This is a genomic window from Deltaproteobacteria bacterium, from assembly GCA_005879795.1.
GTDB lineage: Bacteria > Desulfobacterota > Binatia > DP-6 > DP-6 > DP-6.
Window position 1 is genome coordinate 1 of sequence record VBKJ01000042.1, and the last position, 11,406, is coordinate 11,406.

12 protein-coding genes are annotated in these 11,406 nt (G+C 72.3%); 7 read left to right on the forward strand and 5 right to left on the reverse strand.

Annotated features, from left to right (window positions below; genetic code table 11):
* Positions 1–70: 70 nt before the first annotated feature.
* On the forward strand, positions 71–3,670 hold the full coding sequence (locus E6J59_01850; protein ID TMB23452.1) for a translocation/assembly module TamB: 3,600 nt from the start codon (positions 71–73) through the stop codon (positions 3,668–3,670).
* Here E6J59_01850 and pgl read toward each other — a convergent pair.
* A complete protein-coding gene (pgl, locus tag E6J59_01855) occupies positions 3,664–4,419 on the reverse strand; it encodes a 6-phosphogluconolactonase (protein ID TMB23453.1) in 756 nt (251 codons plus the stop codon). The genes E6J59_01850 and pgl overlap by 7 nt on opposite strands.
* Positions 4,420–4,469: 50 nt before the next feature.
* On the opposite strand from pgl, the gene E6J59_01860 reads away from it, so the two are divergent.
* From E6J59_01860 to E6J59_01880, 5 genes are all read left to right on the forward strand, one after another.
* Complete coding sequence (locus E6J59_01860) at positions 4,470–4,760, forward strand: RNA-binding protein (protein TMB23454.1); 291 nt, start codon at positions 4,470–4,472, stop codon at positions 4,758–4,760.
* 40 nt (positions 4,761–4,800) lie between these two features.
* Entirely contained in the window at positions 4,801–5,367 is a 567-nt protein-coding gene (locus tag E6J59_01865; protein TMB23455.1) for a YqgE/AlgH family protein, read from the forward strand.
* A 91-nt stretch (positions 5,368–5,458) separates the two neighbouring features.
* Entirely contained in the window at positions 5,459–5,968 is a 510-nt protein-coding gene (locus E6J59_01870; protein TMB23456.1) for a hypothetical protein, read from the forward strand.
* 149 nt (positions 5,969–6,117) lie between these two features.
* Positions 6,118–6,432, forward strand: a complete 315-nt coding sequence (locus E6J59_01875) for a type II toxin-antitoxin system prevent-host-death family antitoxin (GenBank protein TMB23457.1) — start codon at positions 6,118–6,120, stop codon at positions 6,430–6,432.
* Positions 6,422–7,096, forward strand: a complete 675-nt coding sequence (locus tag E6J59_01880; protein ID TMB23458.1) for a ZTL protein — start codon at positions 6,422–6,424, stop codon at positions 7,094–7,096. The genes E6J59_01875 and E6J59_01880 overlap by 11 nt, the downstream gene beginning before the upstream one ends.
* On the opposite strand, the gene E6J59_01885 is transcribed toward E6J59_01880, so the two are convergent.
* From E6J59_01885 to E6J59_01900, 4 genes are all read right to left on the reverse strand, one after another.
* Positions 7,077–7,898 carry a hypothetical protein gene (locus tag E6J59_01885; protein TMB23459.1) on the reverse strand — a complete coding sequence of 274 codons (822 nt, stop codon included), beginning with the start codon at positions 7,896–7,898 and terminating at the stop codon, positions 7,077–7,079. The two genes, E6J59_01880 and E6J59_01885, sit on opposite strands and share 20 nt — an antisense overlap.
* 227 nt (positions 7,899–8,125) lie before the next feature.
* Entirely contained in the window at positions 8,126–8,545 is a 420-nt protein-coding gene (locus tag E6J59_01890; protein ID TMB23460.1) for a DUF1801 domain-containing protein, read from the reverse strand.
* A gap of 353 nt (positions 8,546–8,898) precedes the next feature.
* Complete coding sequence (locus tag E6J59_01895) at positions 8,899–9,711, reverse strand: 1-acyl-sn-glycerol-3-phosphate acyltransferase (GenBank protein TMB23461.1); 813 nt, start codon at positions 9,709–9,711, stop codon at positions 8,899–8,901.
* A gap of 169 nt (positions 9,712–9,880) precedes the next feature.
* Positions 9,881–10,243, reverse strand: a complete 363-nt coding sequence (locus E6J59_01900; protein TMB23462.1) for an alpha/beta fold hydrolase — start codon at positions 10,241–10,243, stop codon at positions 9,881–9,883.
* On the opposite strand from E6J59_01900, the gene E6J59_01905 reads away from it, so the two are divergent.
* Positions 10,160–11,173: a copper oxidase gene (locus E6J59_01905; GenBank protein ID TMB23463.1), complete on the forward strand. Its 1,014-nt coding sequence runs from the start codon at positions 10,160–10,162 to the stop codon at positions 11,171–11,173. The genes E6J59_01900 and E6J59_01905 overlap by 84 nt on opposite strands.
* The last annotated feature ends 233 nt before the right edge of the window (positions 11,174–11,406 follow it).

Below are 11,406 nucleotides of genomic sequence, written 5' to 3' on the forward strand. Positions count from 1 at the left end.
TTCCCGCTCGACCCGCCGCGACGCGACGCGCGCTGGCAGCTGCACCTGAGCGTGGGGCAGGTCTTCTAGCATGCGGCGGCTCGGGCGCTGGCTCGCGCGCGGACTCGTGGCGGGGGCGCTGCTCGCGGTCGCGCTGGCCCTCGCCAGCCGGACCGGCGCGCTGCGCGCGCTCGAGCGCCGCGCCGTGGTTTACCTCCTCGAGCGGGCAACCGACACGCGGGTAACGCTCGCCGAGGTCGGCGGCACCCTCGGCCACTCGCTCGTGCTCGGGGACCTCCGCCTCGCCGTCGGCGGCCGGACCGTGGTGCGCGTGCCGCGTCTCGAGGTCGTATACGCGCCCCTCTCGCTGCTGCGCGGCGTGCTGCGCCTCGAGCGCGTCACGCTGGCGGCGCCGCGCGTGCGGGCGGTGCGCGAAGGGGGCGCGCGCCCCTTCGCCCTCCAGCCGGGCGGCGGCCTGCCGGTCGAGGTCGACCACCTCGAGGTCGTCGACGGGCGGGTGGCGGTCGCCCTCCTCGACACGGAACCCCCGCGGCGCTTCGCCGCCACCGCGCTCGCGCTCGCCGCGCGTGGCCACCTCGCCCCAGGCGGCGCCGAGCTCGAGGTGGCGAAGCTCCGCTTCGTCCCGCGCGGGCTCGCGCTCGCGCCGGTCGAGGCGGCGGGGCATGTGACCGCCAGCCCTTCCGGCGCCGTGCGTGTGCGCGGCTTCCACCTTGCGAGCGGACGGAGCCGGCTCGGCGCCGAGGCCGAGCTCGACGGCACGGGCGCGATCGACGCGCACCTCGCGCTGGCACCGCTCGCCGCGACGGACGTGCGCGCAGTCGCGCCGCGAAGCGGTCTCGCGACCGATCTCCGCGCGCGGGTGCGGATGCGGGGGCCGTGGCACGCGCTCGCCGTCGCGGCCCACGTCGACCTCGGTCCCGGCGGCCGCCTGCACGCCCGTGCGGCGCTCGATGCCGCCGAGTCTCCCGTGGCCTATGCGGCGCGGCTCGCCTTTGCCCGGCTCGACCCCGGCGCGGTGCTCCCCCGGCTGCCGCGCGCGGAGGCCGACGGGCGGCTCGTCGTCCGGGGCGCGGGCGGAGCACATCGCCTGCGTGGCGTGGTACGCACGCCTCTCGCCGAGGTTGCGCTGCAGGGACGGCTCGCGCCCGGCACGCCGCCCGCCTACCGTCTGTCCGCCCGCGTCACCCTCCCGCGGCTGGAGGCCCTCGCCGCGGGCGTCACGGGCTCCGCGACCGGGCGCGTCCACCTCGACGGACGCGGGTTCGAGGCGGTGGATCGCCACGCACGCGCCCGCGTCGTGCTCACGCACGCCATGATCCGCGGCGTGCCGCTCGAGCACGGCGTGGCGTGCGCCCTCGTCGAGGGCGCACGCGTCCAGCTCACGTCCGCCCGGGTGACGGGCCCCGAGCTCCGTGCGAACGGCACGGGGAGCCTCGACCTCGCCCGCCACGTCGCCGACCTGACCCTCGCGGCGCGCGCCGACCTGGCGCGGCTCGGCCGCCGCCTCGGCCAGCCGCTCGCGGGCGCGGCCAGCCTCTCGGCGAGCGCCGCGGGCCCGCTCGCCGCGCTCGCCGCCCGGGCAACGGCAACGGTCGAGCGCCCGCTCTACGGCGCGCTGGGCGCCGACCGTGCCAGCGCGCGCCTCGCCCTCGACGGCCTCGGGAGTCGCGCACCGCACGGCACGCTCCACCTGGAGGCGCCCGCGCTCCGCGTCGCCCTGGCGGCCCCGGCCGATGCGCTCGCCGACCTCGAGTGGCGCCGCGCCGGCGACACGGATCGGGCGCGCGTCAGCGCGCACGCCGTGGGCGAGGAAGGGCGCCCGCTCGAGCTCGCCGCGACCGTCGAGCGCACGGCGGCGCGCACCACCGGCCGGCTCGAGCGGGCGACCCTCGCGCTCCCCGGCGGTCCGCCGTGGCAGCTTGCCGCCCCCGCTGCCTTCGCGATCGAGGACGGCCTTCGCACCGACGCCGTGACCCTCGCCGCCGGCGGGCAGCGCATCGTGTTTTCCGGCCGCGTCGGGCTGCGCGGCGCCTCCGACGCGACGCTCGCGGTCGAGCGCCTGGCGCTCGGGCAGCTCTGCGTGCTCGCCCGTGGCCCACGCTGCGCGGGCCAGGTGACGGCGCGCGCGGCGCTTACGGGCACGGCCGCCGCGCCGGTCGTGGACGCGACGGCGCGCGCCGAGGGCCTCGCGGTGGACGATGTCCGCTACGGGGTCCTCTCCCTCGACGCCCACGCGGCCGACACGCGCGCGTCGCTCCACGCCGTCCTCGTCCATCCCGAGGCGGGCGAGCTGAGCGCCGGGGGCACGGTGCCCCTCGACCTCGCCTGGACGGGGCCGCGGCGCGACCTCGGCGCCGCACCGCTCGAGCTCGTGCTGCGCGCCGACCGCCTCGATCTGACGGCGCTCCGCGCCCTCGCGCCGCACGTGATCCGCCGCTCCGCGGGGTTCGTCACCGTCGACCTGCGCGTCACGGGAACGCGGGCCGCGCCCCGTCCTGTCGGCCGGCTCGCGCTCGACGGCGGCACGCTCGAGCTCGTCGACACCGGCCTCCCGTACGAGGACCTGCGCGCCCGCATCGCGGCCAACGGCACCGTGCTCGACGTGCAGGAGCTGCACGCGCGCGCCGGCGACGGCACCGTCGACGGCAGCGGCCAGCTCGACGTCACACCGGGCGGACCGCTGCCGCTGGCGCTCACCCTCCGCTTCGATCGCTTCCTCGCCATCCGCCGCGAGACCGCGGAGGCGGCGGTGAGCGGCACCCTCGCGGCGCGCGGCGCGCTGACCGCCCCCGAGCTGAGCGGCGCGCTCGACGTCGAGCACGCCGTGCTCCGCCCCGCGGGGCTTCCGTCCACACCCCACACCCTGCCGCCCGACCCGACCATCGCCGTCGTCGGCCTCGAGGAAACGACCCCGCCGGTCGCGGCCGAGCCGACCCATGGCCTCCCCGCCGCGCTCGCCCTCGCGGTGACGATCCGCATCGCGCGGGATGCCTCCGTCCGGCGCACCGATGCCAACATCGCGCTCGGCGGCGAGCTCGCGCTGGCGAAGGCGCGCGGCGAGCCGCCGCACGTGACGGGCCAGGTGCGCCTCCTGCACGGCTGGTTCGAGTTCCAGGGGCGGCACTTCGAGATCAAGGAGGGCACGATCACGCTCGGCGGCGGGACGCCCCCCAAGCCCGTCTTCGACGTGACCGCCGGCTACCGCACGCCCGGCTACCGGATCACGGTGCACATCACCGGCTCGGCCGACAAGCCCAACCTGCTCTTCACCTCGGACCCGCCCCTCGAGCAGGCCGACATCCTCTCCGTCATCCTGTTCGGGAAGCCGGCGCGCGAGCTCGGCCGCGGGCAGAGCCTCGCGCTCCAGCAGCAGGCCCTCCAGATCGCTACGGGCTACGTGGTGCCGGAGCTGCGCAACTCGGTGATGAACGTGCTCGGGCTCGACACCCTCGAGGTCGCGTTCCCCGAGCGCACCCAGGCGCCCGGCCAGGTGCGCGTCGGCCGCTACGTCGCGGAGGACATCCTCGTCTCGCTGGGGCAGGAGTTCGGCACGCGCGTCGCGCAGGTGGCGGGGATCGAGTACGCGGTGGGAGCGAACGTGTCGGTGCGCGCGTCGACCTCGACGCGCGGGGACAGCGCCGTCGATCTGATCTGGCAGCGGCGCTACTGACTGGGCGCCGGCCGCGCCGCGCGCAGCAGCACGCTCGCAGCGGCGCGGTCGATGAACCAGGTGATCCGCTCCGAGGGGCGAACCAGCGCAGCCGGCACGCCCGCCGGGTCCGCGCCGTCGGAGACGGCCGCCGCCACGGCGGCGGCCGTCTCCCCGCCGACCGCGGTGACGATCACGTGGCGCGCGGCGGCGAGGACGGGCGGCGTCACCGTGATGCGCGCGACGCGCGGCTCCTCGGCGACCTCCTCGGGGACAACCGCCGCCACGGGTGCCGAGGCGCGGAGCGCCGCGGCGCCAGGCACGAGGGAGGCGACGGCGCCGCGCGCGGCGACGCCGAGGAGCACGAGATCGAAGACGGGAGCCTCGGCGGCGAGCGTCTCGGCGTACGCCGCCGCGATGCGAGCCGGGTCGCCGAGCGCGACGGGCGGCGGATGGATGCGCCCGGCTGCCACGCCGCGCGGGACGAAGAGCGAGTCGCGCGCCAGGCGCACGTTGCTCCGCCGGTCGTCGGCGGGAACGCAGCACTCGTCGCCCCAGAACCACTCGACGCGCTCCCACGGGAGGTCGCCGCGCGCGGCGAGCGCCACCATGACGCCCCGCCCGCTCCGCCCGCCAGCCAGCGCCACCGTGGCGCGGGCGCCTGCCGCGCGCAGGTGCCCGGCGGCCAGCGCCGCCGCCGCCTCGAACGCCTCCGCATCGCTCGGGTAGACCTCGAGCGTCATCGCCATGGGCGCGCCTTCATAGCCCATCGGCACCCGCGTTGCAGCCGCTGGGAGGCGCTGATAAGCAGCGGGCCGAGATGGCCAAGAAGCTCTTCGTCGGCAACCTCGCCTACGCGGTCACGGAGGACGACTTGCGCGCCCTGTTCGCGCAGGCGGGCACCTGCGAGTCGGTGTCGATCGTCATCGACCGGGACACCGGACAGTCGCGCGGCTTCGGGTTCGTCACCATGGCGAGCGCCGAGGACGCCGAGCGGGCCAAGAAGCAGCTCGACGGTACGGAACTGAAGGGCCGCCGCCTGCGGGTCGACGAGGCGGCCGATCAGTCGACGCGGCCGCGCGGCGGCGCGCCGCGGGGGCCGCGCCGCTAGTTGGGTTGACAAGCCGGCGAGCGACGGCGACCATCCGCCCATGGACCGCTCCGCCTCCTTCGCTCCCACTCTGCTCCTCGCCATGCCGCAGCTGCGCGACCCGAACTTCGTGCGCTCGGTCGTGCTCCTCTGCGAGCACGGGGCGCAGGGCGCGCTCGGCTTCGTGGTGAACCGCCCGACCGAGGTGCGCGCCGCGGAAGCCGTCGTGCTCGATCCGCCCGCCAGCGGCGACAGCGGCCTCATGCTGTGGACCGGCGGGCCCGTCGAGGCGCAGCGCGGTTTCCTCCTCCTCGGCGACGACCCGGGCGTGGCGGACAGCGAGCGGGTCGCCGAGGGTTTTCACCTGACCGCATCGGTCGAGGTACTCCGCCGGATCCTCGAGGCCGCTCCTGCCGACGTGGCACGGCGGCGCGCGCGGCTCCTCCTCGGCTACGCCGGCTGGGGTCCGGGCCAGCTCGACGCCGAGCTGACGGCCTCCGCGTGGCTCACCGCGCCGCCGGATCCGGCTCTCGTCTTCGAAACGCCGCCGGCGGAGATGTGGGAGCGTGCCATCCGCGGCCTCGGCGTCGATCCGATGGCGCTGCAGCTCGGAGCGGGCATCCAGTAGGTGCGCTCCCGGCGCATCGCGCGGGCATCACGGTCGAGGTCGAGACCGAGCACGGCGACCGCGCGCTACCTGGCGGCGCAGTTCCCCCGACGTGGTCCACCGCCACTTGTGGACCGCGCCCGGCCGCCTCCTCTGCCTGCGGTGCGACGACGCGCCCGAAATCGCGAGCGCGCCGAGCACGCCGCGCCGCGTCGAGCTGCGCTTCCACTTCACGCTCGGCGCCGCTGGCTGGCGCGAGGCGGCGAAGCGCGCGCTGCGCTGGCGGCGCGTGCCGACGCTCCGCCGGAGCCGTCTCAGCACGCTCACGTACTACGCGGTCTACTATCCGGTCTGGTGGCACCTCGAGGCACGCGGCGCGGCACATCCGCTGCACGCCGCGGACGTGGCGCTCGGCGGACGCGGGCTCCTGCTCGCCGGCCTCCCCGGCTGCGGCAAGTCGACGCTCGCGACCGCGCTCGCCGCGGACGGCCTAGAGCAGACGTACTCCGCCCACGCGAGCTGGGTCGAGCCGCGTGACTCGGTGACGATGGGCGGCTCACCGTGGTCCTTTGCGAAGTCCCGCTGCCCTTCTCCGAAGCCGCATAGACGGTCCTCGACCTGATCGAGACGACCCTCGACGTCGGCAAGCTCCAGGCCGGCCGCCACCGGCTCGGGCTCGAGGCGGTCTCGCCGCGCGCGTGTCACGCGCGCGGCTGGCAGGCTGTCTGGACAAAACGTCCAGATCATGCATAATAGGCCCTGGACGGGATCATGGCCGAAGCCGTGACCACCAGCGCGACCGACTTCAAGCAGCACGTCGGCAAGTACCTCGACGTGGCGCGCACCGGAGCGGTCATCATCGAGAAGCAGGGCCGGCCGACGGCCGTGCTGATCTCGGTCGAGGAATACGAGGCGCTGAATCCGTCCGCGTCGCGGGTGATCGATCGGCTCACCGAGGAATTCGATGCTTTCGTGGCGCGCATGCAGCGTCGCGGTTTCGAGAAGGCGATGGAGAAGGCGTTCGACGCGTCTCCAGCTGAGCTCGGTGCGGCGCATCGTCGCGGCATGAAGCGGCGTGGCCGCTGAACCGCGGCCGACGATCTGGGTCATCGCCGGACCGAACGGCGGCGGTAAGACAACGATTGTCGGCGAGATGATCCGCGAGGCTGGCGCGGACTATTTCGACCCCGACGAGGCCACGCGGCGGCTCCGCGAACGAAACCCGGGGCTCTCGCTCACCGACGCGAACGCGATCGCCTGGGAAGAGAGTCGCCGGCGACTCGAAGCGTCGATCTCGAACCTTGAAAATTTCGCCTTCGAGACGACGCTCGGCGGACGGACGATCGCCCGGCTGCTCCATCGCGCCGCGCATGGCGGCATGGCGGTCAAGGTCTGGTACGTCGCTCTGGACAGTGCTGACCGCCACGTCGCGCGGGTGAAGGCGCGTGTCGCCCGCGGTGGCCACGACGTGCCGGAAGGACGGATCCGGGAGCGGTACGACCGGAGCCGAGCGAACCTCGCGCGTCTTGTGCCGAAGCTCGCTGCGTTGAAGGTCTACGACAACAGCTTCGAGGCGCGCGTCGAGCAGCTCGAGCGCCCTCGGCTTCGGCTGATCCTCGACTTTGCCGACGGCCGCATTCGAAACCGCGACCGGCTCGCCGACACGCCCGAATGGGCAAAGCCGATCGTGGCGGCGACGATGAAGGTCGACCGGGGCATGGGCATAGCCCCTACAAAGGCCCGAAGTTGACCGAATCCTGCTTATCCGACGCTGACCTCCACCCAGGAGCCCCTACCTCGAGGCCCGGCGCACCTCTCCGGAGCCAAATAGCACACGCTCCCACCCGGCGGTCGCGGGTCTCGTCCGTCTTCGCCGCGGCGATCCACACCACGTAATCCCTGCGATGGCTGGGCGTGAAGGCATCCCACGTCTTCCGGGCGCGGGCGTTCTTCTTCAGCGCGGCGGCCAGGGCGGGCGGGGGCTTCACCGGCACGGGATTCTTGCGCCTCTCCTGCTGCGCCTTCTGCCACTCGGCGAGGACGCCGTCCTGATTGAGCTTCACCGCTGCCTGGACCAGCGCGGTGAGCGCGGCGCGGCTGGGGAACTCGCTCACCTGGGTGACCCTCTCCAGGCTGGCCAGCGCGGCGGCGGCGGGACCCTTGCGGAGGACGTCGGCCTTCCAGAAACCGATCCGGCAGTGCGCCTTGAAGGCGGCCACCGCGCACACCGGGCCGCGGTAGACGAAGAAGGGGCAGTTCCACTTGATGCACTCCTCGACCTCGGGGCAGGCGGCGTGCACCACCTCGCGCAGGTGCTCGATGATCGGCTGGGCGAAGGCGGGAGCCTTACGCAGGTAGGCGTCGACGGAGGGGTAGCGTTGGGACATGGCCGAGTCTCGGCGATGACGGCTGCGGCTGGCCAGCCGGATCAGTAGAGCCAGCTCGAAGAACAACGTCCCCGCCACCGGGTTCGCGTTGTACGGCGCGATGGGCTTGAAGCCTAGCGACCTGTCGAGCGCCGCCGCCTCTTTCATCGACGGCAGCGTGTCCAACCTCATCCTCGCATACACCTCGCCTGACCGGGATAAGGCGCATGAACGGCCTTTCGACGTCTGGTAACGCAGATTACGTCAAATTCCGCGGCGGACGCGACGCGCTGGGTCCAGTATTCCCACTATTCGCTCCTTGCGACTGTCGAGGCCATCTTCAACCTGGGTACGCTCGGGCCGGAACGACACCTCCGCCACCCCGATGTCGGACCTGTTCAGGGGCGAATCCCTTAGGACTTCGCTTTCTTCGAAGGTTTCGACTTGCCAGAACTGTTGAGGGCGACCGCTTGGCGAACGAGCGCCTTGAAGGCGGACTCGTCAACTTCTTCTCCTTCGTGGATGTCGATCGCGCGGCGTGCGTTTCCGTCGAGACTCGAGTTGAAGAGACGGGCCGGATCCTTCAGAGACGCGCCCTTGGCGAAGGTAAGCTTCACGACAGTCTTGTAGGATTCGCCAGTGCAGATGATGCCGTCGTGCGACCAAATCGGAGTGCCCATCCACTTCCACTCCTCGACGACGTCTGGGTCTGCTTCCTTGATGAGCTTGCGCATTCTGCTGAGGGTTTCCCCGCGCCAGTCCCCGAGTTCGGCGATTCTTTTCGAGATGAGCTCCGATGCCGACTGGCCTTGGCTGGCGCCCGACTTTTTCATGTTCTCATCCTAGCAGGCCGCTGCAAAAGCAGCGATTGCGGAGGGCATAGCCCCTACAAAGGCCCGAAGTTGACCGAATCCTGCTTATCCGACGCTGACCTCCACCCAGGAGCCCCTACCTCGAGGCCCGGCGCACCTCTCCGGAGCCAAATAGCACACGCTCCCGAACCTGTGGAGCCTCAACTTCGTCGTGCACGGGTTGCTGGGAGACGGCGTCGCGGCGTCGACGCGGAGCGACGCGCAGGCGAAGAGCCTGGGGGAGTTCCTGCGCGCACGGCTGGTCGACATTCCGCGGAGCGTCCTCGCCGAATAGGAGCTGGCGCGCGTGATGGAAGGGCGAGCACTGTGAAACTCTACGTGCTGCCACACGCATCAGCGTGAGCCGACCGCCACCGCTCGAGCCTCGCCGCGATCTCGTCGCGCACGCGCGCGATTAGCGCGGCACGGTCTTCCCCGGTGCCGCGCGCGATCGGATCCCCGATGCCCACCCGGACCCGTACGCCCCACGGGACGGGCAGCATGTTGTGTGCGAGGAGCCGCCACGACTCGTCGATCGCCATCGGCACCACCGGCGTCTCGGGCGCGGCGTCGAGCAACGCGCCGAGGCCCGCCCGGCGGAAGTCACCGAGCGCGCCGCGGCGCGCCCGCGTGCCTTCCGGGAAGATGACGGCCGAGCAGCGCCCGTCGCGCACGCGTTCGCCGAGGCCGCGGATGGCGGCGAGGGCTGACGCGCTGTCGCTCCGGTCGATCAGCGCATGGCCGCCGCGGCGCAGGTTGTAGGAGACGCTCGGGATCCAGCGCGCGAGCTCGCGCTTCGAGACGTACTTCGGGAAGTTCGACAGCAGGAGGCTGCCGATGATCGGGATGTCGAACATGCTCTGATGGTTCGAGACGACGATGTAGGAGGCGCCCCGCCGGACGCCGGGCGCCCGCTCCACGAGGAGCCTCGTGTCGCAGAGCCGGAAGGCTCCGAGGAGCGCGACCTGGAGTGCCCCGGCGACGTGCTCCTGCGGCCGCTCACCGAAGAGCCGCGCAACCCGCTGCGCGACGTCGAAGACCAGCAGGATCGCCGCGAAGACCGGCAGGAAGATGAGGGTGCCGAGCCAGGACGCCACATGCGCGACGTCCTCGCTGCGACGATCGGAGACCTGTCCGACGTCGATCATCGGGGACCCGTCGGCGATCTACAGAGACGACGCGTCCAAGGTCAATCCGGAGGCGGGCCGGGCGGGACGGGCGTTGGCGCCTCCGTCGCCGTCCGGGGGCATAGCCCCTACAAAGGCCCGAAGTTGACCGAATCCTGCCTATCCGACGCTGACCTCCACCCAGGAGCCCCTACCTCGAGGCCCGGCGCACCTCTCCGGAGCCAAATACGGCGAGTGCCGCCTCCATCATCGCCACGAGTCCGCCCATCGAGTTCCCGACCAGAATGGCCGGCCCCGGGGCGACCGTCTCCAGAAAGCGGTCGAGCAGGACCCGGTTCGCGTGCACGCCCGCCGACCGCTCGCCGAGCGGTGTCCGCCCGAAGCCGGCGAGGGCGAGGGCGAGCACGCGTCCGCTTCGCGCGAGCGCCGGCGCGACCGCCAGCCAGTTCACGTACGAGCCGCCGAGGCCGTGGACGAGCACCAGCGTCGGGCCCGTGCCGCCGAAGTCGGCGTAGTGGATGGGGCCGTCGAGATCGATGGTGTACGAGCGCATCGGTTACGCCCGAGCGATGAGCGCGCTGATGCGCTCCACGAGCACGGGCCAGACGGCGCGCGGCAGGTCGTGCCCCATCCCGTCGATGACCAGGAGCTCTGCGCCCAGAAGGTCCGCTACATCGAGTACACGGACGCGACTTTCGCGCGTCTGAAGCCGCAACCCGAGTGGCTCGGTGTCCTGGGTCCGATCATCCGCGCGCAGGTCGGCGATACCGTGATCGTCCACTTCTGCAACCGCACCACGAGCGGTGCGTACGGCATGCACCCTCACGGCTTCCGGTACGACAAGGACGCCGAGGGCGCCTTCTACAGGGGTGTGGATTCCGGGCAGCCGCCCGGGACGGGTGCGCAGGTCCAGCCCGGCGCATGCTTCGACTACGTCTGGCGCGCCGACGAGGACAGCAGCCCCGGGCGCGGTGATCCAAGCTCCAAGGTCTGGTGGTACCACTCCCACGTCAACGAGCCTGCGGAGACGAACGCCGGCCTGCTGGGTCCCATCATCATCACCCGGCGAGGCATGGCCAGGTCGCTCGCCGACGCCTCACCGAGGGACGTAGCGCGCGAGTTTGTCACCGCGTTCTTCATTTTCAACGAGCTTGGTGGTGAAGAGGCCGGCCTGATGCACAGTATCAACGGATACATCTTCGGCAACCTCCGCGGGTTGGTCATGAAGAACGGCGAGAAGGTGCGCTGGCATCTCCTCGGTATGGGAAACGAGGTCGATCAACACTCGCCGCACTTCCACGGCAAGACGGTGAAGGTGGGTGCCGGGAGCGCCGAGAGGAGCACCGACGTCATCGAGCTCCTGCCGGCGAGCATGGTCACGGCCGACATGAATGCGGACAACCCCGGCGAGTGGATGTTCCACTGCCACGTGGCGGACCACATCGACGCCGGCATGCTGACGACCTACCAGATTCTGCCCTGACGCGGGGCCCGGACGTCGCCCCCGGCGCGATCCTGCGCTTTGAACGGAGGCCGTCCCGGACGGGCAAAGCGGATGAGTCTGTGCATCGCCGCCGTGCTGTTCTATGTCGCCGCCCTGATCGTCGGCGCAAACGTCGCTCTCGCGGCGCCCTCGGGGGCCAAGCTCATCAAGAATTCGTAATCTGAACTCACCGTGGGCGGGGGATATCTCCCCTGCCCGGCGAAGACGCCGTT

Excerpts from the sequence above, each read along its gene's own strand:
- E6J59_01850 (TMB23452.1), top strand. The coding sequence starts at position 71 with ATGCGGCGGCTCGGGCGCTGGCTCGCGCGCGGACTCGTGGCGGGGGCG.
- pgl (TMB23453.1), bottom strand. The coding sequence starts at position 4,419 with ATGGGCTATGAAGGCGCGCCCATGGCGATGACGCTCGAGGTCTACCCG.
- E6J59_01860 (TMB23454.1), top strand. The coding sequence starts at position 4,470 with ATGGCCAAGAAGCTCTTCGTCGGCAACCTCGCCTACGCGGTCACGGAG.
- E6J59_01865 (TMB23455.1), top strand. The coding sequence starts at position 4,801 with ATGGACCGCTCCGCCTCCTTCGCTCCCACTCTGCTCCTCGCCATGCCG.
- E6J59_01875 (TMB23457.1), top strand. The coding sequence starts at position 6,118 with ATGGCCGAAGCCGTGACCACCAGCGCGACCGACTTCAAGCAGCACGTC.
- E6J59_01890 (TMB23460.1), bottom strand. The coding sequence starts at position 8,545 with ATGAAAAAGTCGGGCGCCAGCCAAGGCCAGTCGGCATCGGAGCTCATC.
- E6J59_01895 (TMB23461.1), bottom strand. The coding sequence starts at position 9,711 with ATGATCGACGTCGGACAGGTCTCCGATCGTCGCAGCGAGGACGTCGCG.
- E6J59_01900 (TMB23462.1), bottom strand. The coding sequence starts at position 10,243 with ATGCGCTCGTACACCATCGATCTCGACGGCCCCATCCACTACGCCGAC.